Below are 23,854 nucleotides of genomic sequence, written 5' to 3'. Positions count from 1 at the left end.
TCAGAACCGCGCCGCCACGCCCTTCCATGCCCTGACCCCGTTCACCATGCTGGATTTCCCGGGCTGCGCGGCCTGCATCGTCTGGATCGCAGGGTGCAACATGCGCTGTGGATATTGTCACAATCCGCAGATCGTCTTGGGCAAGGGAAGCATCGGGGAAGGCGCGGTCATGGACTTTCTCACCCGGCGGCGCGGACTGCTGGACGGCGTGGTGCTTTCGGGCGGAGAAGCAACCACCTGGTCCGGCCTTGCCAACTTTGCCGAAAAGGTAAAGGCCATGGGTTTCGCCATCAAGCTCGATACCAACGGCTTGCGCCCGGATGTGATCACCCGCCTGCTCGAGGCACAATTGTTGGACAGGATCGCGCTCGACTACAAAGCGCCGCGAGCAAAGTTTGCCGAAGTGACGGGCGTCACGGCATGGCGGCGCTTCAACTCCACGCTCGACATGCTTTGTGCGCAGGGCACGGTTCGCTTTGAGGTGCGCACTACGGTTCATACCGATCTGCTGAACGAAGACGATATTCTCACTATTGCGAAGGACTTGGCCGCACGCGGCTACCGAGGCCGGTACGCGATACAGATGGCAGTGATTGAACCTGATCGCCCTACGCTTGCGCCCCTCGCACCGCCGCACCGTCAACTGGATATCAACCAACTGCAACAGCACAGCCCGCTGGAACTTATCTTTCGCTAGATTGCATTAATAGCGCTTTTCATAAGCCATGGCGCAACCGCCTTCCAGTCGCAGACAGATGCTGATGGCTCACCTCCGGTTGCTGTAGCCCTCTGCGCGACAGAGATCGCGGCAAACCAAGTACCCCGACGCCTTACAACAACTGGAAAAATCCCGATTACGAAGGTCATGAGGGCCCTTAAATATGTTTTTGACATAAGCCCACAAAAAGGCCCGCAAGAATTTCGAGCAAGATCGATCCGGGACAATCAGAGATTTGGCCGCCAGAAACTGTTAGGCACTGAAAGAGAACGGAAAAGACGAGCCAAGACAAGAGTTTGGAGGATCAATAAGAGTCCTCAAGGAGTATCCTTTTCTCCATATATTTCAGTGCTTTAATCTACTGGTGCCCAGAAGAGGCATCACATTCGGCCTCTTTTTCCGTTTATTTTCCGATGTTTATACAGTTCGGAAAATCACGAAACCCGCACAAAGGCCCGATTTGCCTATTAAGCTATTGGTTCGATAGCTTTCTCAGGACTCAGAATTGTACAAGTGGCTTGGAACGACAAGGTACATCAGTGTCTGCCTCGGGAATGAGCAGGTTGACCGTGCGCTGGTTGAGGTCGATCCGCAGCCGGTCACCGGTTTCGACCAGCGCCAGTCCGCCGTCCGCCGCCGCCTCGGGCGAGGCGTTGAGGATCGAGGGGCTCGCAGAGGTACCCGATTGCCGCCCGTCGCCGATGCACGGCAGCGCGCGCATGTTCACGACTTCCGCCGCACCGGGATAGCCGACCGGACCCGCGCCGCGCATGATCAGCGTGTGCCGGTCGGTTATGCCGAGTGCGGGATCGTCGATCCGCGCGTGGTAGTCTTCCAGCCCGTCGAACACCACGACCGGCCCTTCGAACGCTTCGGAATCGTCCGGGTTCGACAGGTAACGGTCGCGGAACTCGGGTCCGATGACGCAGGTCTTCATGATCGCCGCGTCGAACAGGTTGCACGACAACACGATGAACCCCGCATCCTTTACCAGCGGCTGAACTAGTCCGAAGCGTTATGCCGGGCCAAAGAGGTTTTAACGGAATTTGTCACTTTCCTGCGGAAGTTCTGCGCACAATAATCCTGGTGGACATAATTACTCCGAAGGAAGAACCGTCATGCCCAGAACCCTAACGTGCGTCTCTGTGGCGCTACTGCCCGCGCTGCTCTCGGCCACCAATGCCGCTGCACAGCAGGACAATGGCCCACCGACCTACGCGATGCTGGAACAGCAATCCGCCGAAGCGCTGGCGGCGTCGGAGAAACGGGTGAAGGCGTGGTATGCCGACCCGGAAGTGCAGGCGCTCAAGGCTGAAGCGGACGGAGGCAAAGCCTCTGCGCAGATCGCCTTCGCCGACCGCATCCGGGACGATATCCTCGGAGAAATCTGGTCGAGCGATGCGATCGTGAGCAACATGCTCAAATACTATGCGATGGCGATGGAGCAGGGCGACGGCACGGCCTTCCTGCGCGTGGGCGAGATCGCGGAATCGCCCGACTACTACACCAAGATGAGGCGCGAGCGCGACCGCAGCGAGGCGCTGTCCTATTTCGAGCAGGGTGCCGAACTCGGCAATCGCGACGCGCTGGCCGGTTACCTGCGGATCGTGCTCGATCCGGCGCATTGCAGCTTCTGCGTCGACCGGGGCGAATACGAAGTCGACTTCAAGCGCACCGATCGCTGGAAGATCGCCGACGGCAAGGGTGAGGAGCGCGCCGCCGCCTATCGCGAGGAGAAAGCGCAGGCGCTGGCCAAGGCAATCGAACTGACCACCGCCGGTCGCCTGAGGCCGGGAGACAAGGCCGCGCATACGCTGGCCGCTGCCTACCTCACGGGTGTGCAGCTACCCTATGGCACCCGCGTCACAAAGAAGTCGAGCGCAGCCACTTCCGACGATGAAAGCTATCAGGCGCTGCTCACCAACCTTGGCGCACAATGGCTGCTGCCCCAGAGCACCGAAAAGGCACTCGAAATCCTAGTCGAGCTGTCGATGCGCGGGGATATCCTCGCGAGCCGCAAGCTCGGAGCGCTCTACCTCGACGGGCACACCGGGCTGGCCAAGGATGCGGACAAGTTCGTGTTCTACATGAAGCGGGCCGCAGACAATGGCAGCGTGATCGCTGCGAACGATGTCGGGTTCGAACTGCTTGCCGGCAAGAACATCCCGGCCAACCATGCGCGCGGCTTCGAATTCATCGCCAAGGCGGCGATGGAGGGATACGGCCCGGCAGAGCTGACCGCGGGGTATGCCCTGCGCGAAGGACGCGGCGTGGCGCGCGACGACAAGCTCGCGCTCGAAATGTTCAAGCGCGCCGCGGAGCACGGGGAGCTGGACGGGGCCGTGCAGGCCGCCGCCATGTACCGCGCCGGTCAGGGGACCGACAGCGGCCGGGTCGAGGTACCCAATGCCTATGCCTACGAGAAAAAGGCGGAAGAGATGCGCAAGCTGACGCCGGAAATGGCCGAATTCCTGCGCCGCGCCAATCGCGACAGGTTCGAATAGGCGATCAGCCTTCGATCAGCACGAACGGCGCCCACGCGAACGGCTCATCCGCGCCGGTGATCCCGCTTTCCTTGCGCAGACTGTCTATCGCCGCGCGGAGGGCTTCGGCCTTGGTCATGCCGCTGCGATAATTGAGCACCGCCTGCGTGCTGACATAGGCAGCGATGTCGTCGCGCACTTTCCAGTGCGTGACCAGCAGATCCTTCCCGCCCGCCTGGCGAAACGCCTGCGTGAGGCCGGAAAACGCGGGCAGGCCGCCGCTCATCCCCGCTGCGCTGTCGCAGGAAGACAGAATGATCCAGTCCGCCACCAGCCTCAGTCGCGCGATTTCCCCAGCCGTCAGAAGACCGTCGTCACCGCCCGGTGCGCCGGGCGACAGCACCAGCGCAGGTTCGGCAATGCCTTCTACCTCGCCCGCAACGATCCCGTGGGTCGCGATCACCAGCACGTCGGCTTCGCTCGCCTGTGCGCTGCGGAAGTTTGCTTCGCTGGCATCCTCGGCAAGGAACAGGGTCTCCGTGTCCCACGATATCGATGCAGCAATCGCGCGCACTTCATCGGCGGTGCCGGGGAGAGCGGGCAGGCTGGCGAGCGCATCGGCGTTAGCGGCGGCGCGATCGAAATAGTCGCTGATGCGGGAAGGGCTGCGCTGCGGCACGGCGTCCTCGCTCGCGCCGGCGGCACCGAACGGCGCGGGTGCGGCGAACGCCACCAGCGACAGCGGCGCGTCCCGTTCGCCCGGAAGTGTCGGCGATGCGCCTTCCACGCTGAGGTCCGACAGATAGCTGAGCGCGAACCTGTCGTGCAGAAACGCGGTGTCGGCCCCGCCGCCCCAACCTTGCAGCAGCGAGAACGGAAGGGATGCGAGCGGGCCGCCAGTGTGAAGCTTGAGCGCCCGCGTCTTCGCCAGCCGTTCCATCACCGGCTCCGGAAACAGGCTGGCACCGAGGCCGCGCGAAGCGGGGCCGTCGAACCCGCCCACACGCACGCTCGCCCCGAGACTGTTGGCGAGGTCGATCACCGACTTGCGGCTCGCGGACAGATCCAGCGCGACGGCAGTGTCGGGCGTGACGAGCAGCGCATAGGTGCCGTAATAGATCGGCGCGAACGACAGGATTGCTTCGCCATCGGCAAGGCTTGCCTGCAATGCCGCTATCGAGGGCGTCTGCTCCAGCGCGCGGTCCCATCCGGGATAGCGCGCGGCGAGCTGGTCGCGATACGCCGCCGCCTGCGCTCGCGCGGCAGCCAGGCTTTCGCGCAGGAGATCGGCCGATTCACCGCGGGCGAGCGCCAGCAGCAGCGCGCGATCGGCCTCGTCGACCGCATCTTCCGCTTCGCGCAGCGCCCGCAGCAGGTCCGCCAGACCCGGGTCCGAGGCAGCAAGGCGCTCGGTGCGGATCGCCTGAGCGCGAGACAAGTGGGAGCGGCTGACCAGCGACATCGCCGCCAGCATCAGCTCGGCATCGTCGTCTTCCGCGGCAATATCCATGACCAGGTCGAGCGCGCTGAGATGCCGCACTTCAAGCCCGGATGCGCGGTCGAACCGGCCCGGATGCCGCACGGCTTCGATCAGATTGCGCGCCGCCAGCTTCCGCTCCTCCTCCCGCCCCGCGCCAGCCACCACCTGCGAATGCGCGCGCAACAGCGTGGCGAAGGCAACCTCGAACGTGTCCGTGGTGTCGCTCGCCAGAATGCGCTCTTCGAACAGCTCCGCGCGGGCGAGCGCACTCGCCGGGTCGCCCAGCAGCAAGTGGGCGCGGATGAGGTCCGGCAGGAGACGGCCGAGCGCCTCGACATCCTGCGTGTCGTCGCCCATCCGCTGACGGCCTTCGTCCAGCAGGCGCACCGCCTGCGCGGGATCGCCCAGCGCCAGCGACGCCTGTCCGTTATACGCCAGAGCCAGGATCGGGAATGCGCTGGCTGGCCCCTGATAGCGCGACATCAGCGCTTCGGCTTCGTTGAAGAGCGGCTGCACTTCCTCGTAACGCTCGCGCTGCAACAGGATCGTGCCGAGATTGTGGATGCCATATCCGAACACGAGCGTGTCGGCGCCCTCGTATTCGCGCTTGAGCTCGAGCGCGCTCGTGAGGAAATCGGTCGCCTCGATCGGCCTGCCCGAATTTGCGAGCACGATGCCGAGCATCTCCAGCGAGCGGGCATAGGACGGGTGCGACGGATCGACGTGGCCGGTGGCACGCTCCACAGCGATACGGGCGAACCGCTCCGCTTCCTCCATCTGCCCCGCCCGGCGGAGGGTCTGTGCATAGCCGTAATAGCCCGCCACCGTGTCCGGATGGTTCGGGCCGAATGCAGCCTCGCGGCTGTCGAGGCTCGCCTTCTGGTATCGCAACGCTTCGGCGGTCTGGCCGAGGCGGAGATTGATCTGCGACAGCGAAAATTCGAGGTTCGACTTCGCTACCGCAAGCCCTTCCTTGTCTTCCCGTGCGGCCAGTTCGGCGAAATCGGCATAGAGCGGCTCGACAAGGGCCAGTGCCCGCTCGGGCTCTCCCTTGTGCGTCAGCAACACGCCGAGCAGCGCAGCCCCTTCTGCCATCGCAGCGGGATATTCGTCGAGATAGGGTCGGGTGGCCTCCAGACCCGGCTCGACTTCGGCGAGGGCCTCGTCGATCTGGCCATCGGCGTAGAGCTGCGAGGCGATCTTGATGCGCACCACCTGAGCGAGCGGATGGACGGACCCGTCCGGCATGGTCGTGCGCTGCGCCGCAATCTGCAAATCGCGCCACGCCGCGATGATCGCAGCCCGACCCGCCGCGTCCTGCGCCCCGTTCTGCTGGAGGTCGGTCGCACGGTCTTCCAGCGCGCGCAGATGCGCGAATTGGGGAAGGTCGGTCGAATAGGGGCTGCCCGCTTCCTGCGCAGCAACTGCCGTCGGCGACGCGAACGCCAGTACCCATCCCCCGGCCCCGGCAAGCAGCAGCCGCCTAGTCGAAAACGATGTGATAACGCGCCTCCCCTGTGCCCGTATTCTGCAACACGATCCGGTATCTTTGCGTGTAGGACGGCACGAAGCGGCATTCGCGCGCATGGGCGGGCGTCTGTTCGCACACCATCTTGCCGTCCCCGCGCAAGACGCGCAGGCGCAAGCCTTTACGCGGAGCGGTGCCTGCCGCGATGCTGACGGATTGCCCGCCCATCAGCAGCTGTTCGGTATCGATTTCGGCCCCCGCAGCCAGCGTGCCGGTGAGATAGGCCGGGCCGAGCACCCGCCCGCGCAACGGGATGTCGCCTGGCGGGACGACACCCCTCCATGCGACAAGCGCAGCTTGCCCCGGCTCATCCGATGGCTGCGCCCCGGCCAGTTCGATCGCACGCAGGCGAACGGTCAGCTCGGAGAGGTCGCCATTGTCGTATGCAAGGCTGGCTTCAGCCAGATCATCCGCCAGCCGCTCCGTGCTGGTGAGGCTGGCCGGCGCAGAAGCGCTCTGTCCCGGTCGCTCAGCGGGCGTGCCGCTGCATCCCGCCGAAACAAGGACGAACGCGCCCAGCGCAGCGGCTCGCAGCGCCGATCGAGGAGCACTGCTTCCGCTCATGCGCGGGCCAGGACGAATTGCGCGCCGCTGGCGCTGTCTTCCAGCACCAGGGACAGCCCGTGCCGCTCAGCAATGGCGCGCGCGAGGGCCAGGCCCATGCCACTGCCCTGGACCTCGCTACTGGCCGCGCGCCTGCGATAGAACCGTTCGAACACCTTCTCGCGCTCATCGGGCGGAACACCTGGTCCTTCGTCCCTCACCACGAGGCGCGGGCCGGGCTGGATGGTGACCTCGATAACCCCGCCGGGCCGGTTGTACTTGAACGCGTTGTCGAGAAGGTTGGTCACGATCCGCCCCAATTGCGCTTCATCCCCGGCGATCGCGACGCCAGGCGTCACATTCCATCGCAAGGCATACCCGGCCTCTTCGGCACTATCCTGATATAGTTCGCAAATCTGCTCGACAAGTGCGCTAAAGTCGACCGTCACCATGCCTCTCGTATCGCCCACCTGCGCCTTGCTCGAAGCAATATCGAGCAGCGCTTCGAGCGAGGCTACCAGCCGCCGGATGTCTGATCGCGCCTCGACCAGATGAGCGCTCGCGGTCGCATCGGGCTGCTTTGCCAGGGCCTTCACGATGCGCGAATCGAGATGCATGAGCGGGGTGCGGATTTCATGCGCGATCTGCTCCGACGTCTCGCGATAGGCCTGCATCAGGTTCCGCGCATGCCGCACCGCTTCGGCGGCCTGGCTGGCGATGCGGTCGATCTCATCGGGCCGCCGGGGTGCTGCCAGCCGGTCGAGCGCCGCTTCGTCGCCTTGCCGGAACGCTTCGTTCACACGGCCGACCCGCGCCCGCACGCGCGCGCTGGCCGATTGAGCGAACACGGCAGTGCAGGCGACGAAGACCACTCCGCCCAGCAGGAACACCCAGCCGACCCGACGCAGGATCTCCGAACGGTCGGGCGGCTCGTGCGCCACGAGCAGACGCAGGTCTTCGTCGAGCAAGGTCGCTCGCCCAAAGGCGGTCGAGTTCGATCCGATCGCGATCGTCCCGCTTTCGGAGATCGCCGGGTCGAGGTCCGGCCAGCGCGCGAGGTCTCCCGCCAGCTTGCGCCCCGCCCCATCGGCCAGCAGGTAGTGCGGCCTGCCGCCATCGGTCGGGATCATGGCGAGGCGATCGGCGATGCGGCGTTCCAGCTCCTCGCGTCCACCACTTGCATGGATGTCCGCCAGACCGGCCAGATCGACATCGACGCTTTCGCGCGCGGAGGCGGCGAAGGTTTCGCAGATCGTCTGGTCGGTGATCCACCACAGGCCCAGCAGCAGGACCGACGACAACAGCGCCGATAGCAGTACGATCCGGGTGAATATGGAGCGTGGCGAAAGGATGGTTCAGCGCCCCTGCAACAGGCGGTATCCCGCGCCCCAGACGGTTTCGAGCGCCGGGCTGTCGAAGCCTTCTTCCAGCTTGCGGCGCAGGCGACCGACATTGACGTCGACGACGTTGGTCTGCGGATCGAACGACATATTCCACACGTCGCGCAGCAGCATTTCGCGGGTCACCACCTCGCCCGCATTTTCCATGAAATAGCGGAACAGCTCGAACTCGCGCGGGCTCAGCGCGATGTGGCGATTGTCGCGGAATGCGGTGCGCGCCTTCACGTGACATTCGAACGCACCGAACAGGATGACCGCGCTGTGTTCCCGCCCTGCCGCACGGCGATGCAGCGCACGGATGCGGGCAAGCAATTCCATCGCCTCGAACGGCTTGGCGAGATAATCGTCTGCTCCCGCTTCCAGCCCTTCGGCGCGGTCGCTCGTGCGGCCGAGCGCGCTCAGCATCAGCACCGGCGTACTGACCCCGCTTTCGCGCAACCGCCCGACCAGCGACAGGCCATCGGCATCGCCCAGCATCCGGTCCATGATGATGACGTCGAACGGTTCCAGCCCCGCGCGTTTCAGCCCGTCGCTGCCATTGGTTTCGACCACGATCGTGTCGCCTTCCTGCCAGGCGAGCTGCTTGACCTCTTCTGCTGCGCGCAGGTCGTCCTCGACATACAAGATCTTCATCTCACCACCTGTGCCCGCTGCAATTCGCGCCGTGCTCTCCATGCTGTCCCTTCGTGGCCGAGTGCAAGGCAAAAGGCGGACCCCTCCCCGAAGGGAGCGGTCCGAAGGAGTACGGCCCGAAGGCCGCCGGGTCGCGATCGGGGAAATAGCGCGGAGCGGCCCGATTGACCCGTTACAAGTGCTGTTAGGATCGCGGGACGACGGGCGGCAGGGCACCGTCACCGGTGCATGACAGCATTTGTCATCTTCCTGTCAGCAATCGTGCATACCGGCGCGGCACCGGGCCGAGTATCCCCTCCCCATCCACTTTCAGGAGGGGTCCGATGAATTCCACTGCTTTCCGTTACGCCGCGCTCGCAACGCTTGCCGTCAGCCTGTCGCTTCCCGCCGCCGCCAAGGAGCCGACCCCGAAAGAGGTCGCCAAGATGATGGGCGACTGCGTTTACGTCGTGAACGTCGCCGAATCCAACGGCGTCACCCTTGGCCACTCCTCCGAACAATGGGGCGAATGGCTGATCAGCTATGCCGAGGCGAACGGCATCGACGCGAAGAAGCAGGTCGATGCGGCCAAGGCCAAGTATCGCAAGCGCGGCAAGGTGCTGGGCGCGGACAAGGCGCTCAATGACATGATCTACAATGCGCGCGAGTGCGACAAGCAGGTGGCAGGGCTGTGATGCGACCGGCGGCCTTCCCGCATCGCGCCAGCACTGCCTCGGCGCTTGCCATCGGCCTCGCACTCGCGTTGCCAACGTCGCTGGCTGCGAATGGCGCAGAGGATGACGCCGACGAGATCTGGGAATGCGCCGCCGCGCTCAATGTCGCGGAAAGCAAGGGCATGAAGCTGCCCGTCACGTCCGATTTCGTGATCGATCACTTCATATCCCTGACCGGCGGCAGCCTTGCCGCAGAGGACAGCGCCGATGCCGAAACGCGGCGGTTCTGGACGCAGGTGCGCGAACAGCGCGGCCAGTCCGGGCTTGAAGCCTACGTACTGGAGACTGCGCAGGATTGCGCCGATCTCTACGTCCAGGCCGAGCAGATGAAACAGCAGCAGGCCGCGACCACCGCTCAGGCACATGTGCAACGCGATCTCAACGCGCTCGGCACTTTGTCCGCCGCATCACTGCGCGCCTATGTCGACCAGACCGGCGATCCCGGCGCGGTCGCCGATTACCTCGTCTATCATTATCCCTACGGCAAGGACCTGTTCCAGCCGAACGAGGATGGCGACTATCTGGGCGAGCTGATCGTCAAGCTCGGCAAGAACGGCGTGCGCGGCCTCAGCGACGAAGCCGTCTACACCATCGCGACCAAGCATTACTGGCAGTACAATCCGCCCGCGACGCGGCTGATTTTCGACGAATACATGCGCCGCCTGCGTGCGAAAAAGCAAACGCAGGACGAAGGCCAGCGCTGGGCCGAGCGCGCGGCGGCAGATCGCGCACGGCAGGCGCAGCAGGCGAACGCCAAGCCGGTCGGATCGCTCGGCAAGTCATGCGAGGTGATCTATCGTCCGGCAGAACCGGGCATCGCGGGCTCGCGGATCGTGAAATGCCGGTGAAGCGGGTGATGCGCCGTCTCGGCATCCTGGTCGCGCTGGCCGTGGCAGCGCTGGCGCCCACGACCGGCACCTCGGCACAGGGTGGCGGCGACCTGGCGCAGGCCACAGCCCGCTGCGAAGCGGGGGACCGCGCGGCCTGTTCGCGCGCGGGGATGTTGTTGTCCGACGTGGACAATCCAGCCTACGACCCGTTCCTTAGCCTGCGCTTCCTGCAACAGGCCTGCACCGCCAAAGAGGCTGCGGCATGCGGACGGCTCGCGCTGATCTTCTACGCTGGCGAAGGCGATGTCGAACGCGACCTTGCCAGCGCAGGCAACTTCGCCGTGCAGGCGTGCAGCGGGCAGGACCGCGACGGCTGCGAAGTCGCCGAGGCGGTCTTCGCCGAGCCGGGATCGCCCCAGTTCGATGCCGAAAGGGCGCTCCGCTACCGCCGGGTCAATTGCAGCGCGGGAAATCGCCGCTCGTGCATCGACCTTGCCCGCATTCTCTATTCGCTCGACGACCGGCTTCCGGCCGAGCAGATCGCGCTCAGCGCCTGCATGCCCGACGATCCGGCCAGCGCGGAAGTGTGCGCGTTCGGCGCGCGACTCCAATCGCTCCGGCACCAGGCGGAAGCCGAGCGGCAGGCGGCGATCGACGCAGCCCGCAATGCCCGGATGCAGGCTGAGGCGCAGGAGCAGGCGGTGTTCGACCGCTACATGGCGCGCCGCGACTACGACGGGGCGCTCTATTACTCGCTCTATCACATGCGGTCGAAGCGCCATGCCGAGGAAGCGACCCTCGCCGCATCGCGCGCGGGCGCGCTTTCGACCATCTTCGAAGACCACTTCTACGTGCTCGAATACTGGTTCCCGTCCGGTCCGGTGGCACAGATCGCAGCGTCGCAGATCGCCCGCAACAAGCGTAGCAACGAGTGCGGCATCTGGAACTGCACGAACATGCCCGGAGCAAGTTCCGCCCGCTGGCAGGCACAGCGCGGGTCGAGCGGGTCGAGCTACACTCCGCGCAGTTCCGGTTCGTCCTTCCAGCCGGTGTCCACGCCCAGCAGCGCCGACATCGCGAAGCAGACCCGCGACCGATACCGCTTCAACAACTGCACCGGCTCCCGCCGCCTTTCGAGCAGCCATCCCGTTTGCCAATAGACACGAGGCCCCAATGAAGAACTTCGCAATCGCCGCTGCCGTGATGACCAGCCTGTTCCTTGCCGGACCGCAAGCCACGATGGCGCAGGTCGACCGCAGCTCGGCCACCGAGCGGGCGTGCAAGGCCAAGTACGACGACATCTTCGCCAACCTCAACAGCTCCAGCCCCACCAAGCGGCGCGTCAGCGACGACGAAATCGGCTGGGCGCTGCGTTACGAGCAGGTCAAGAATGCCGGAAAGCCCTGCTCAGAGGCAGATGCAAAAGCTCCGGCAACAGCCAAGACGCAAACCGCTGCCGCACCTGCTGCGGCAAACCGACCCAGGGTGGTCGAGGCCGGCGGCGACAGCGCAGCGATGAAAGGCCAGGCGGCCTACAATAGCGGCGACTTCACAACGGCGCGTTCGCGTTACGACACAGGGTGTTTCACAGAAGGCAACGGCGCGGCCTGCACCAACCTCGGTGCGATGACGTACGACGGTGAAGGCGGCAGCACCGACCTGCCGCTTTCGCGCCGGGCCTACCAGCGAGGCTGCGCCCTGAACGTGGGCGAAGCCTGCAAGATTTACGGATCGATGCTGAAAAATGGGGAGGGCGGTGCTGAGGACCACGAGGGCGCGATCGCCCCGCTGACTACCGCCTGCAAGGCGGGTTTCGCGGCCTCTTGCTACGATCTTGGTGCGAGTTACTTTTACGGTTCGGTCGGCAGCGGCCCGGACTATGCCAAGGCGCGCACATATTTCACCAGCGCTTGCCCGGGCCTTGCAACGGACGGATGCTACGCCCTCGCGCTGCTCCAGCGCGACGGTCGCGGCGGTCCGGTCGATGCCGCTGGTGCGGCGAAGTCGTTTAAGCTGTCATGCGAGGCGGGCAAGTCAGACGGGTGCCTCGAATACGGCCTGGCGCAATATTCCGGCTCGGGCATCGCGCAAGACCGACCTGGCGCGCGCAGCAGCTTTACGCAAGCGTGCAACACCGGCAATGCTGGAGCCTGCATGAACGCCGGGTTCATGGCGCGTGACGGTCAGGGCGGCGCAGCCGATCCTGCCGCAGCCAAGCGCCTCTTCGGGCTCGGCTGCAAGCTCGGGATCCAGGATGGCTGCACGCTGGCGCAGCAGGTCGGTGCGTAATGCTGGCACTCGCCACATACGCCCTTACCCTGGCGGCCATTGCCGGCACGCAGCAGACCGACGCAGAGCCTTCCGCCGACCAGCGCCACGTCCAGCTGTGCGAGTTCCGCCGGACCGAAATCGTCCTCAACAGTCTGGGCGGGCCTGCCGCCCGTCCGGTGTCCGAGCAGGAACTCGCCTGGGCAAGGGAGCAGGAGCAGCGCGCCGAACGCGGAGACCCGTGCGAACCGTCGCCCGGCATGGTCGACGCTGCCACGCACAATGCTACGTTCGAAGCCGGTACGCAGTGGGGCCTGACGCCGCAGACCACCGACGAGCGGCTGCTGTGCGCTGCCGTCTGGAATCGCTGGAACTATGCGGTCGAAACCGCGGCCGATCCGTTGTTCGTCTCGGCGCTGCGCCCGGAACTGTCCGCCGCGAACGCAGCCGCGCGCGAGCCCTTCTGGCGGGACGAAGCCGTGCGCCAGCTGGACGATGCGGCGGACGTCGGAAGACTGGGCAAGGAAGAGGCCAAGGCGGCAGAAAAGGCCGACGAACTCTACGCAGCCTATGCCAATAGCGAACAGGGCGGCCTAGGCACGCTGATGGAATATCTCGCGATATGCAAATGAGACGATTTTTCCTCGGCCTGGCCACCCTTGGCTGCCTCGCCGCCGGCGTGCCGCTTGCTGCGCAGGCGTCGGGCCAACGGGACGATCAGGCGATCGAGCAGGATCGCGAGAGCGTGCGACAATTCATGCGGCTGGGTCTGCCCGATCAGGCGCGCCCGATCCTGCGCGGCCTCTGTTTCGAGGACAGCGATGCCACCGCCTGCCAGAATTACGGGGTGATGGCGATGACGGGCGAAGGCGGCGTACCCGACATGATCGATGGCCGCGCAGCGTTCCGCAAGGGGTGCGATGGCGGACTGTTTGAATCCTGCCAGAACTATGCCGATGCGCTGGTGAACGGCGAAGGCGGAGCAGTCGACGATCCCGGCGCGCTCGGCATCTACCTGTGGCTTTGCCAGAACAGCTATGGCGGCCGCAACTGCTTCCGCGCCGCCAGCATGGTCGAGGAAGGGCGCGGGATGACCGAGGCTGATCCCGCCAAGGCACAGGAAGGCTATCGCCGGGCGTGCGAACTGCGTTTCCGCCCGGCCTGCGAACGCGTGAGGAGCGATCCATGAACTATCGAGCGACTATCGGTGCGGGCCTGACGATGCTGGCCTGCCTGACCACGGCTGCATCGGCCGATCCGGGATCGATCGATGGCGAAGAACCGGAGATGTTCGACGATCCCTACACCCTCGTCTGCCCGGACGGCGGCTATGAAAGCGGCTGCGCGCGCGACGATATCGAACGCGCGGTCGATCTCGACGACGGATACGCAGCGGGGCTGGCGAGCGATTGCCTGTACCGCACGCGCGCCGACTGCCGTGTCCTTGCCAGCGGGCAGATCGCTGCGCTGGCGCTCGACACCACGCTGCACTGGCAATTGCTGGCGCTGCAACCGAACGACGGTCCGGCGAGCGAGATGGTCGTGCTGATCGAGCAGGACGGAGCGGTGCCCGTGTTGCTCCTGTCCCACCAGACCGAAGGGTATTTCGACGCGCCCGTCGCTGTGCGCGATGGCGACGGCAGGTTCCTGCTGCACTTGCCCGCACGCAATCGCGGGCTCGGCAATGCCGATCTCGTCCTGATGAACAGCCGCCAGGGCTGGAACTGGACCAGCGCCGACGCGATCATGCGCGAGACCGATCGCCTGTTGCCTGCCGGATTTTCGCTGGCCAGCCCGGTCGGCTTCAACCTGCGCGAGGGCAGCGCCTTTGCGCTGGTGCGCCGCGAGGGCGATCCCGGTTGCTGCGCGACCGGCGGCATTGCGAACATCGATTTCGAGCAGTCGGACCACGCCCTGTCGATCAGCCGCGTCGCGTTCACCGAAACGCAGGTCGTCGGCGAAACACACTACGACTACCCGGGCGCCGCGAACGGGGGCGGCCAGTGAGGATCGAAACCGCAATGCACCGCTTGAAGAATCTCGGCCGACTGGCAGGCGCCATCGCGACCGTCACAATGCTCGTCCCTTACCCCGCGTCGGCCCAGCAGCCCTCGGAGCAGGCGCAGCTGTTCTCGCTGGTCTCGCAGGCCGAATGGCTCGACCGCAAGTGCGATGCCTTCACGCCCGAAGGCCAGTTCGTCTATCGCGAGATGCGCCGGCGGTTGATGCTGGGTCGCCTCGATTCCGAATACGACCAGTTGCTGGCGCGGGTCGCCCCCAATTTCACCGCGCCGTGCGGCGATTTGCCCCGCCGCGAGGCACTCGGCGAAATCCGCGACTACTTTAACCGCCAGGGCGAATTCATGCTCGCCCTGCACCACTTCCTCCCCGCCGACACGGCCTGCAAGGGCGCGCGCGATACCGCCCACCTGCGCCCGCGCGCGGCAAGGGCCTGGCAGGCCCTGTCGGCACGGGGCGGAGATGCGCCCTCGGCGGAGGTGATGGCTTCGCAGGCGGAAATACTGGAAGATCACTGCCAGCAGGCCGCGCAGAGCCCCGTAAGCTTCATGGCACCCGGCGCGCATCTCGGCACGTTCATGGCGCAGGACATGGAAGCAATTTACGCGAAGCCAGCGGCCTATCGCGGCACAATCGTGCTGCGTTACCTCCATGATGGCGAAGCGCCCGATTTCGACAAAATGACCGGTTTTCGCGATCCTGACGAAACGCGCGGCGAAGATATGGTCGCAGCGGGCGCGATGACGCTTGAGGGCGGTTTCGAACTGGCGGTGCTGACCGACAGCCGTCTCGTTTTGACTGCCGCCAAAGGCGAGTACGACGCACACCCTGTTCCCGCACGCGCATTCCTGATGGCAGGCGCGACGAGTTATGAAGGGTCGCGCGTGCCCGGCCCCGCCGGATCGACCAGCGCGCGCTTCGTGTTCGACCGTGCGGACAGCGCCGCCCTGCTCGCCTCGTCCACAGGACCGGAGACGGTCACGATCAGGCTGCTCGATGAAACAGGCGCAGAGCGCTTCGCCGAGAAGGAATACGAGGTCCGCAGGAGACGCGGACGCGAGATCGTGTTCGAGAAACGCAAGGCGATCGTGCCGGTAGAACCCTTCCGCATGGCGCTGGAATATCACCGCGCACCTCGGTTCGACTGAACGCGGCCCGATCCTGCACGCCAAGCTTCTACCGAAAGGACGATCATGACCGTCGCCATCCCGCCCGCCGCAGTCCTGAGGCAAGCCCTGCGCGCCTCGCTCGCCCTGGTTCTGGTCGCGATGCTGTCAGGGCTGGTGTCCGGCCCGGCCGTTCATGCTCAGGCAGAAACCGCCGAAAGCCTGACGGCAGCCTGTGACGACGATCGCGACGCGGATGCGTGCATGGCGATGGCGATCAAGTCCTATGAGGGGCGCGAGGTCGCGCTCGACCATGCGCTTTCCCGGCGCTTCTCCGCAAAGGCCTGTGCCGAGGGCGCCATGATGGGCTGCAACCTGCTGGGGGCCTTGCTGCAGGATGGCGCGGGCGGCCCGCAGGATCTCGCCGGGGCGGCGCGCAATTTTCGGTACGCGTGCGAGGGCGGCTATGACGGCGCCTGCTTCAATCTCGGTCAACTGCTCTACAACAATTATTCCGGCGATCCCGCCGATCTCGTCGAGGCGCGTGCCGCGTATGCAAAAGCGTGCGAGGCGGGCATGGTCGATTCGTGCAACAACCGCGCGGTCATGCTCAAATACGGCGAAGGCGGGGATGCAGACCTGCCTGCGGCCCGTGCGCTGTTCGTCCAGAGCTGCGAAGCCGGGAGCGTCAACGCCTGCGCCAGCGCAGGTTACATGCTGATGGTGGGCGAAGGCGGTCCGGCAGACACCGCCCGCGCTGCGGAATGGCTCCGCTCGTCCTGCGAGAGCGGTTCGGCCTTCGGCTGCGACAATTACGGCATGGTCCTGCTCAACGGGCTCGCCGGAGACCGCGACCTGCAAGGGGCCGCCGCGTTGTTCACCCGCGCCTGCGATGCGGGCGAAGGCAATGCCTGCCTCAACCTCGGCGGGATGCTCTACAACGGCGTCGTGGCCGAGCGCGACCTGCCCGCCGCCCGGTCCCGCTTCTCGACCGGATGCAGGCTCGGCAGCAACGACGCGTGCGGGTTCCTCGCCCAGATGGCGTTCGACGGCGAAGGCGGCGAACAGGACCGCCCGCTAGCCCGTCAGATGTACGCCTCACTGTGCGAAACCGGCGGCGTGGCGGATGCCTGCCTGCTGCTTGCGGTCATTGCCGAAAACGGCGCAGGCGGCCCGCGCGACCTGGACGCAGCCTATCGCGCGCTCGGGCGAGGCTGCGAGTTAGGCAACAGGAATTCGTGCCTGCTGCTGGAACAGCGCGCCCGGGAATAAACCCAAGAACAAGGCCGTTGTGCATCCCGGTGCGCCAGCGGCGAGGCCTGAAACGATGATGACAATGCCCATTAACCAGCTTCTTGCGGCTTTACCGCAGGGGCGCTCAACCGCCAGACTATGACGACCGCCGTATTGGCGTTCAGAGACGAAAAGCAACGGCCCGTAAAAGTTCTATATATCGAGGATGACCTCCGCGCCGCCGCGGAAATGCACGAGCTCGGATGGCAGGAAGGCGATACGGTCGTGGTCGAAACAGATGGCCTGTCGGGCCTGCGTCGCGCAGTGATGGAAGTCTTCGATGTTGTTATTATAGACCGAATGCTGGGCGATGCCGACGGAATCTCGCTGGTCGGCGACTTTGTAAGGTTTGGTTTTCTTCTTCAAAGCTTGGAGCCGAGCTTCGGTAAGAGGCATGTGCGGGCCTTTTCCCAATTTGCTTTTCTCAAAAGCCCACGAAAAGGCCCGCCAACATTCGCGGCCAGAATAGTCAGGGACGAGCCGAGATTCTAGCATTCGGGCTCGTTAACAACCGAAAGAAACCGGAAAAGACGACCCGAGACAATAGATTGGAGAACCAATGTGAGTCCTCAAGATTCTTCATTTTCTCGTTATATTGCAGAGCTTTAAAGCGATGGCGCCCAGAAGAGGCATCACATTCGAACTAATTTTCTACATTTTATCAGATAGCTAGGAATTCGACCACCTCCAAAAAGCCCTCAAAAGGCCCTCAAAAGCCGTCTAATGCATTGGTTCGATGCCTTTTTCAGGACTCAGATCTCGCAATTTTCTAGCTTTGGCATCGTCGATGGAAGTTCGCAAAACGATCCGCAAACCATCTCCGCATAGCCATCCGAGCACGTTTTTATCCCGCAAATTCACATTTCCGTGAATTGCGGGATAAATCCGCCGGGAACCTCTATTCGCCCATCGTAACCTCGTCGCGCACCTCCGGGCTGATAGGACGCTCGACCGCCTGTTCGGCTTCCCGCAATAGCTCTGGTGTGAGACTGGTCGTCCGCGCGGGGAGTGGCTTGCCGTCGCCCATCTCACCGTTCCGTTCGATATCTTCGATCAGCAACTTCATCTCGGCGATCTCTTTGACCTGCGCTTCGATAATCGAGTCTGCGAGTTTGCGAACGCGCGGATCGGTGATCTCGGCTCGTGAACTGGTCAGGACCGCGAGGGAGTGGTGCGGGATCATCGCCGACATCCACTCCTCGTCGTTGACGGTCGCCTGGCTGCGGACCAGCCACAGCGCCACCGCGAACACCAGCGCGCCAACGCCGAGGATGATGAAGTTCTTCGTCTTGTCCTTGTACATGCCCCACATGAAGAGCAGCATGACGATCATCATCATACCGCCCATCACGAAGGTCATCCAGAACCGCGTCTCGCTCCAGAACACATGGTCGAGTTCATAGGTGTTCAAGTACATCAGGCCGAACATGATCGCGGTCGATGTCGCCACCATAGCCATGAAGCGCCAGTAATTGCCTCCGCTGTCATGCTGTCGCTGCTGATGATCAACGCTGTGTTCTTCGACCATTCAATCCTCCTGTTTTTCAGCTGTCATCGCGTTGGAACGAATAGCTCCTGACAAACGCGCAAGTTTCCCGAAGGCTCTAAGCGTTTTCCAGTGTTGGAAGGTTCAGCCCACGCAGCCGCAACGAATTCGCGATGACCGAAACCGACGAAAGGCTCATTGCCGCAGCCGCGATCATAGGATTGAGTAGCAGGCCGAATGCCGGAAAGAGGACGCCCGCTGCCACGGGGATGCCGAGTGCGTTGTAACCGAACGCAAAAACAAGGTTCTGCCGGATGTTACGCATGGTAGCCCGCGAAAGCACGATGGCCTGGAGCACACCGGTGAGGTCGCCGCGGACCAAAGTGACACCGGCGCTTTCGATCGCCACGTCGGTGCCGGTTCCCATCGCAATGCCCACATCCGCAGCCGCCAGTGCGGGCGCGTCGTTGATGCCGTCTCCTGCCATTGCAACGCGCTTGCCTGAGGCCTTGAGCGCCTCGACCTTGCGATGCTTATCCTCGGGGGAGACGTTTGCCTCGACCTCGTCGATACCGAGCTGGCGGGCTACGGCTTCGGCGGTGGCGCGGCTATCGCCGGTCAACATCACCACTTCGATCCCGCGCTTGTGCAGCGCCCGGACGGCCCCCGCACTGGTCGGCTTGATCGGGTCGGCGACTGCTATCAGACCCGCAGGTGCACTATCGATGGCGACGAACATCACCGTCTGCCCCCGCGAGCGGCCCGTCTCTGCGGACGCGAACCATGCAGCATCCTGGATGCCGAACCGCTGCATCAGTTTCTCGTTGCCAATGGCGACCTTCCGCGGGCCCACGCGCGCCTCGACACCCTCGCCGGTAGTCGACGACAAATCAGACGCTGCCTCGAACGCCACGCCTCGCGCCTTGGCGCCTTCAACTATTGCATGGGCGAGCGGATGCTCGCTCCCCGCTTCGACTGCGGCGACGGCTGAGAGGAACGTGGTCTCGTCGATGCCATCGCGCGGGGTCACCGCTACCAGATCGGGTTTGCCCATGGTTAGCGTGCCGGTCTTGTCGACAACCAGAGTGTCGATCTTTTCAAGTGTTTCGAGCGCCTCGGCGTTGCGGATGAGGATGCCATGCTGGGCGCCCTTGCCGGTGCCGGTCATGATCGACATCGGCGTTGCGAGGCCGAGCGCGCAGGGGCAGGCAATGATGAGAACCGCGATCGCATTGACCAGCGCGAAGGCAAGCGCGGGAAATGGCCCCCAGATTGCCCAGACGATGAACGTGACGACCGCGATCACGATCACCGCGGGGACGAACAAGGCCGCGACCTGATCGGCCAGGCGCTGGATCGGTGCGCGGCTGCGCTGAGCCTCAGCGACCATCTGTACGATCTTGGACAGCATCGTGTCCTTGCCGACTGCGCCCGCGCGCATCACAAAGCCGCCCGTCTGGTTGACCGTTCCGCCGATCACCCGGTCGCCGACCTTCTTGGAAACTGGCAATGGTTCGCCGCTGATCATGGACTCGTCGATAGTGCTCGCGCCCTCGGTCACCTCGCCATCGACCGGTACCTTGTCACCCGGGCGGACGCGGAGCAGGTCACCGCTCGCCAATAGGTCGAGCGACACTTCGCGTTCCTCGCCGCTTCCGAAGATCTTGACCGCGGTGGGCGGCGCGAGTTCAAGGAGCGCACGCAGGGCGCTCGACGTCGAGCCGCGAGCCTTCAGTTCGAGCACCTGGCCAAGCAGCACCAGCGTCGTGATGACGGCAGCCGCCTCGTAATAGACGCCGACGCGGCCCGAGTGATCGCGGAAGGCGGGTGGGAATATGTCGGGCACGAGCGTAGCGACGAGGCTGAACAGGAACGCGATCGCTACGCCGAAGCCGATCAGCGTGAACATGTTGAGGTTGCGGGTCTTGAGCGATTGCCACGCCCGAACGAAAAATGGCCACCCGCCCCACAGCACCACGGGGGTTGCAAGCACCAGTTGCGCCCATTGGGCGCGCGCGGGTTCAATCAGCCGGTCGAAGCTGATCCCGGGTATCATGTCGCTCATCGCGTAGATGAACAGTGGCACGGTGAAGATCGCGCTGACCCAGAAGCGCCGCGTCATGTCGACGAGTTCGGGGTCGGGGCTATCTTCGAGGCTGACCGTCTCGGGCTCCAGCGCCATGCCGCAGATGGGGCAGCTTCCCGGCCCTGGCCGGCGGATCTCTGGGTGCATGGGACAGGTGTAAATCGTCCCTTCGGGAACTTCCTCGACCTGCTTGATATGCGCGCCGGAGAGATAGCGATCCGGACTTGCTGCGAACTTGTCCTTGCACCGCGCCGAGCAGAAGTAATGGGTCGCGCCGCTGTGCACGGTGACATGTGCTGCGTCCAAGATTGTCACGCTCATGCCGCAGACGGGATCGGTCGCACTACCTTCATCAATCGGATCGTGTGCCTGGTGCGTATCACAACAGTTCATGGATCGCTTCCTTCGTCTGTCGGGAGCGGAAGGGGCGATGGCTGATGATAGGCAACAGGGATAGGCGCTGTCCCACGATGGATCATTCCTGTCCTGTTGCTCATCACCTGCCCCAACTCCGGCCAGTTGGCCGATCAATCTTTATCCCTTGGGCGAGGTGGGAGCGGCCTCCTTACCGGAGCCGTGATCCATCCTCGAATGATCCATTCCGGCCTGGCCATCTGCCTGACTGCCATGAGTCTGGTCTCCTTGCGCCTGACCTTCCTTGCTCTTCGCCATGTCCTCGCAGCATTTCATCTTTCCTTCGGCGTTCTTCTCGCAACAGGGCATCTTGCATCCCTCAGTGCTCGCGAAAGCGGGGGTCGCGATAAGGGCGGTGGCCAAGATCGATGCAAATGGCTTCTTCACAGCATTTCTCCTTGTTAAGTATCACTGATTACTTGGCGGGATAGGATGCGAAAACCTCGCGGCGGCCATTGCCGAAGGCGACGACCTGGTAGGATTGCACCCTTCCTCCGGCTTCCATGCCCGGCGAGCCAAGCGGCATACCGGCGACCGCGAGACCCTGGACCCAGCCGGGTTTTTCCGAGAGCAGACGCTCGATGTCCGCAGCAGGCACGTGGCCCTCGATGACGTAACCATCCGCAATCATGGTATGGCACGAACGCAGGTCATCGGGCACGCCGTGCTGCGCTTTCACGGATGCCATGTCGGGGTGGTCGACCGTCGCAACCTCGTGCTTCTCGCCCTGCTGAACGTGCGCCGCCCAGGCCTTGCAACAACCGCACTCGGGATCACGGAACATCGTGAAGGTCGCCGCCTGAGCCGCGCCGGTGCAGGCCGAAAGGAGTAGTGTGCCGAGCATCGCGAGAAGCGGGCGATGGTTCGGATTCCTGTTCGAGTTCATCAGTCGTGTCCCATTGCCTTCATTTCTTCTTCGGACATGGTCGACATGTCGTGTCCCGCGTGCTGATCGGTGGCGGGCGAAGCGGTCGAAGTCGGCACCGGTGCTGGCGCGGTCGAGGGCGTTCCCTGGGAGCCTCGTCGGGTCGAACTGCTCGTCTTTGCAGGCACGGGTTCAGGGCGGGTTTCCGTTGCCATCGGGGAGGGCCGTGTAACCGCAGGTGTCTCCGCTGGTGCGGTCGTTTCGATCGAGGACGGGGTGGCAGTAGTCGTCACGACAGATGCGGCGGGTGCGACAGGATCTGTGGTGTTTCCAGCTGATTGTTCCGCTGCAGCGTCTGGCGAAGATCCACAGGCTGCCAGAGACATCACCAGAAACGACAGAACGCCTGCCGTCCGCGCACGTTCAAAGATAATTTGCTTCATTGTTGATTACTCCAGACCAAGGTGGTTGGGGCCAAAAACCATCTCACCACCGTGATAGCCTTGCAGTACGAGTGCTGCCGCCAACGCCGCCAGCAGGACACGAAGAAGAGTGCGGTTTCTCGCGCGGAACGCCAGCCAGGCCGCGATCAGGGCAACACCTGCGATCGCCGTGCCATTCCATCGATGCAGTCCGAGCGTTTCCGAGCGATCCTCAAGGCGCCAACCGCCGGCAAACCAGCCGAACACAGCCGCGACGAATGCGCCGATAGCCCCTCCGCCCACCAGAAAGCGCACCGTGGTTTCGAGACCGAGAGAGGGTCGAACCGCCAACATCAGTTCCGCCAATGCGGCAAGCAGCAATAGGGCAATGGGAAAATGTGCGGCGACGGGATGCAGGCGGCCGAGAAAGTCGCTTGTCGAGGTAACCCGGTTCTCCGCTATTCTCGCTGCAAGCGCCTGTTCGGCAGTCTGCGGCGCGACAGTTGGCATGGCCGTACCGTCAAGCTCGCCTTTCTTCATTGCGTCATGCATCGCGTTTGCGTTTCCGTGATGCGCAGCAGATTTATCCTGCATTTCCATCTGCGCCATCTCGGCCTCGCTCATGTCCTTCTTGTGGCCCTCGTGAGCATTGCCGGCCGCAGGCGAGATCAGGAACGCAGCAGCAACTGGTGCGAGCATCAGGCGGAATGAACGGGATGGCTTCATGCCTCTTTAACGCGGTGGGCGTTCGTATCCCTCAAAAATTTTTCGAGGGTTATAGAGGGAATATCCGTATAGGCAGTTGATCAAGGGGACCAAGTACGCATGACCGACTTCGCTCAAATGGACCGTGCTCTGCAACGGTTAAAGGCCGCAACCGAACCCGAGTTGCCGGAAGGCTTCATGGACGGCGTCTGGATGCGCGCGGGCGAGCTCGAACAAGTTAGCGCGACGCGCACGCGGCTGGCCATGTATTTGGCAATGGCTTTCATCGGGCTGGGAGCGGGATTTGGCACGACGCAATCAACTGCACGTGCCGAACAAGTCAGCTATCAACTGGCTGAGGGCGTTGATCTTTCGCCCGCTGCCCTGCTGCACATCCAGCCGTGAAATTAAGTATTTTTCAGATTGTACTTGCTGCCCTGCTGGCCGTGGCCGCAGGCTGTATCGGGGCGTTCGCCGCTGGGCAATGGCGCGAGGCATCGCATGCCAGGTCGTTGCATGATTTTGTCCATGAGGAACTCGACCTCGATGCATCCCAGAACAGGAAACTCGATCAGCTCGAGGCCCGGTTTGCTGTTCGGCGTCAGGAGCTGGACCTGTCTTTGAGAGCCGCCAACGCAAGGCTCGCCGTCGCGATGGACGAGGAGCATGAATACGGGCCAAAGGTAGCCGCGGCCATCGATGACGTGCACGGACGCATGGGCGATCTGCAAAAGGCGACAGTCGAGCACGTATTTGCAATGCGCGACCTGCTCGATCAGCAGCAGCGGGTGCGCTTCGACCGTCAGGTCGCAGCCTCGCTCACACGCGACCCTGGCGAATGAGATGACGTGAAGGGGCGGGA

22 protein-coding genes and 1 pseudogene are annotated in these 23,854 nt (G+C 63.9%); 14 read left to right on the top strand and 9 right to left on the bottom strand.

Annotated features, from left to right (window positions below; all coding sequences use genetic code 11):
• Nucleotides 1-46: 46 nt before the first annotated feature.
• On the top strand, nucleotides 47-697 hold the full coding sequence (locus AMC99_RS00590) for an anaerobic ribonucleoside-triphosphate reductase activating protein (RefSeq protein ID WP_198143548.1): 651 nt from the start codon (nucleotides 47-49) through the stop codon (nucleotides 695-697).
• 574 nt (nucleotides 698-1,271) lie between these two features.
• On the opposite strand, the pseudogene AMC99_RS00585 reads toward AMC99_RS00590, so the two are convergent.
• Nucleotides 1,272-1,718, bottom strand: a pseudogene (locus tag AMC99_RS00585) (dihydroxy-acid dehydratase); the annotation flags it as partial.
• 118 nt (nucleotides 1,719-1,836) lie between these two features.
• Between AMC99_RS00585 and AMC99_RS00580 the strand changes: the two are divergent.
• Entirely contained in the window at nucleotides 1,837-3,222 is a 1,386-nt protein-coding gene (locus AMC99_RS00580) for a tetratricopeptide repeat protein (RefSeq protein ID WP_083440017.1), read from the top strand.
• Nucleotides 3,223-3,226: 4 nt separating this feature from the next.
• On the opposite strand, the gene AMC99_RS00575 is transcribed toward AMC99_RS00580, so the two are convergent.
• Genes AMC99_RS00575 through AMC99_RS00560 form a run of 4 tightly spaced genes read right to left on the bottom strand, consistent with a single transcriptional unit; the run spans nucleotide 3,227 to nucleotide 8,785 of the window.
• Nucleotides 3,227-6,268, bottom strand: a complete 3,042-nt coding sequence (locus AMC99_RS00575; protein ID WP_083440016.1) for a CHAT domain-containing protein — start codon at nucleotides 6,266-6,268, stop codon at nucleotides 3,227-3,229.
• A complete protein-coding gene (locus tag AMC99_RS00570; RefSeq protein ID WP_061921413.1) occupies nucleotides 6,165-6,773 on the bottom strand; it encodes a hypothetical protein in 609 nt (202 codons plus the stop codon). The genes AMC99_RS00575 and AMC99_RS00570 overlap by 104 nt, the downstream gene beginning before the upstream one ends.
• Nucleotides 6,770-8,053, bottom strand: coding sequence for a sensor histidine kinase (locus tag AMC99_RS00565; protein WP_232301455.1), 1,284 nt, complete (start codon nucleotides 8,051-8,053; stop codon nucleotides 6,770-6,772). The genes AMC99_RS00570 and AMC99_RS00565 overlap by 4 nt, the downstream gene beginning before the upstream one ends.
• A gap of 54 nt (nucleotides 8,054-8,107) precedes the next feature.
• Nucleotides 8,108-8,785 carry a response regulator transcription factor gene (locus AMC99_RS00560; RefSeq protein WP_083440015.1) on the bottom strand — a complete coding sequence of 226 codons (678 nt, stop codon included), beginning with the start codon at nucleotides 8,783-8,785 and terminating at the stop codon, nucleotides 8,108-8,110.
• Between the two features lie 323 nt (nucleotides 8,786-9,108).
• Here AMC99_RS00560 and AMC99_RS00555 point away from each other — a divergent pair, with 323 nt between their 5' ends.
• The 10 genes from AMC99_RS00555 to AMC99_RS13910 all read left to right on the top strand — a co-directional run bounded on the left by AMC99_RS00555 (nucleotide 9,109) and on the right by AMC99_RS13910 (nucleotide 17,506).
• The gene (locus AMC99_RS00555) at nucleotides 9,109-9,459 is read left to right on the top strand and encodes a hypothetical protein (RefSeq protein WP_061921403.1); all 351 of its coding nucleotides are present in this window, start codon (nucleotides 9,109-9,111) and stop codon (nucleotides 9,457-9,459) included.
• Nucleotides 9,459-10,346, top strand: a complete 888-nt coding sequence (locus AMC99_RS00550; protein WP_061921399.1) for a hypothetical protein — start codon at nucleotides 9,459-9,461, stop codon at nucleotides 10,344-10,346. Before AMC99_RS00555 ends, AMC99_RS00550 begins: the two co-directional genes overlap by 1 nt.
• Nucleotides 10,337-11,488 carry an SEL1-like repeat protein gene (locus AMC99_RS00545; protein ID WP_083440014.1) on the top strand — a complete coding sequence of 384 codons (1,152 nt, stop codon included), beginning with the start codon at nucleotides 10,337-10,339 and terminating at the stop codon, nucleotides 11,486-11,488. Before AMC99_RS00550 ends, AMC99_RS00545 begins: the two co-directional genes overlap by 10 nt.
• 13 nt (nucleotides 11,489-11,501) lie before the next feature.
• Nucleotides 11,502-12,617, top strand: a complete 1,116-nt coding sequence (locus AMC99_RS00540; protein WP_232301452.1) for a tetratricopeptide repeat protein — start codon at nucleotides 11,502-11,504, stop codon at nucleotides 12,615-12,617.
• The gene (locus AMC99_RS00535; RefSeq protein WP_061921397.1) at nucleotides 12,617-13,228 is read left to right on the top strand and encodes a hypothetical protein; all 612 of its coding nucleotides are present in this window, start codon (nucleotides 12,617-12,619) and stop codon (nucleotides 13,226-13,228) included. The genes AMC99_RS00540 and AMC99_RS00535 overlap by 1 nt, the downstream gene beginning before the upstream one ends.
• Nucleotides 13,225-13,785: an SEL1-like repeat protein gene (locus AMC99_RS00530; protein ID WP_061921394.1), complete on the top strand. Its 561-nt coding sequence runs from the start codon at nucleotides 13,225-13,227 to the stop codon at nucleotides 13,783-13,785. Before AMC99_RS00535 ends, AMC99_RS00530 begins: the two co-directional genes overlap by 4 nt.
• Nucleotides 13,782-14,603, top strand: coding sequence for a hypothetical protein (locus tag AMC99_RS00525; RefSeq protein WP_157058211.1), 822 nt, complete (start codon nucleotides 13,782-13,784; stop codon nucleotides 14,601-14,603). The genes AMC99_RS00530 and AMC99_RS00525 overlap by 4 nt, the downstream gene beginning before the upstream one ends.
• A gap of 14 nt (nucleotides 14,604-14,617) precedes the next feature.
• Nucleotides 14,618-15,763, top strand: coding sequence for a hypothetical protein (locus AMC99_RS00520; protein ID WP_157058210.1), 1,146 nt, complete (start codon nucleotides 14,618-14,620; stop codon nucleotides 15,761-15,763).
• A gap of 45 nt (nucleotides 15,764-15,808) precedes the next feature.
• Nucleotides 15,809-16,993: a tetratricopeptide repeat protein gene (locus AMC99_RS00515; RefSeq protein WP_061921387.1), complete on the top strand. Its 1,185-nt coding sequence runs from the start codon at nucleotides 15,809-15,811 to the stop codon at nucleotides 16,991-16,993.
• Nucleotides 16,994-17,113: 120 nt separating this feature from the next.
• Nucleotides 17,114-17,506, top strand: a complete 393-nt coding sequence (locus AMC99_RS13910) for a response regulator transcription factor (RefSeq protein ID WP_157058209.1) — start codon at nucleotides 17,114-17,116, stop codon at nucleotides 17,504-17,506.
• A 406-nt stretch (nucleotides 17,507-17,912) separates the two neighbouring features.
• On the opposite strand, the gene AMC99_RS00505 is transcribed toward AMC99_RS13910, so the two are convergent.
• The 4 genes from AMC99_RS00505 to AMC99_RS00485 form a co-directional block, all read right to left on the bottom strand.
• On the bottom strand, nucleotides 17,913-18,467 hold the full coding sequence (locus AMC99_RS00505; RefSeq protein WP_338021467.1) for a DUF305 domain-containing protein: 555 nt from the start codon (nucleotides 18,465-18,467) through the stop codon (nucleotides 17,913-17,915).
• Nucleotides 18,468-18,618: 151 nt separating this feature from the next.
• The gene (locus AMC99_RS00500) at nucleotides 18,619-20,979 is read right to left on the bottom strand and encodes a heavy metal translocating P-type ATPase (protein WP_061921378.1); all 2,361 of its coding nucleotides are present in this window, start codon (nucleotides 20,977-20,979) and stop codon (nucleotides 18,619-18,621) included.
• A gap of 436 nt (nucleotides 20,980-21,415) precedes the next feature.
• A complete protein-coding gene (locus AMC99_RS00490) occupies nucleotides 21,416-21,886 on the bottom strand; it encodes a DUF411 domain-containing protein (protein ID WP_061921371.1) in 471 nt (156 codons plus the stop codon).
• 428 nt (nucleotides 21,887-22,314) lie between these two features.
• The gene (locus AMC99_RS00485) at nucleotides 22,315-23,013 is read right to left on the bottom strand and encodes a DUF2231 domain-containing protein (RefSeq protein ID WP_061921368.1); all 699 of its coding nucleotides are present in this window, start codon (nucleotides 23,011-23,013) and stop codon (nucleotides 22,315-22,317) included.
• Nucleotides 23,014-23,112: 99 nt separating this feature from the next.
• Between AMC99_RS00485 and AMC99_RS00480 the strand changes: the two genes are divergently transcribed.
• Together AMC99_RS00480 and AMC99_RS00475 are read left to right on the top strand one after the other, a co-directional pair.
• Entirely contained in the window at nucleotides 23,113-23,397 is a 285-nt protein-coding gene (locus AMC99_RS00480) for a hypothetical protein (RefSeq protein ID WP_061921365.1), read from the top strand.
• Nucleotides 23,394-23,834, top strand: a complete 441-nt coding sequence (locus tag AMC99_RS00475; RefSeq protein WP_083440013.1) for a periplasmic heavy metal sensor — start codon at nucleotides 23,394-23,396, stop codon at nucleotides 23,832-23,834. Before AMC99_RS00480 ends, AMC99_RS00475 begins: the two co-directional genes overlap by 4 nt.
• Nucleotides 23,835-23,854 lie beyond the last annotated feature (20 nt).

It is taken from the genome of Altererythrobacter epoxidivorans (assembly GCF_001281485.1).
Taxonomy (GTDB): domain Bacteria; phylum Pseudomonadota; class Alphaproteobacteria; order Sphingomonadales; family Sphingomonadaceae; genus Erythrobacter; species Erythrobacter epoxidivorans.
The sequence above is the reverse complement of the archived record's forward strand: the minus strand, read 5'-3'. Positions and strand labels throughout refer to the sequence as shown.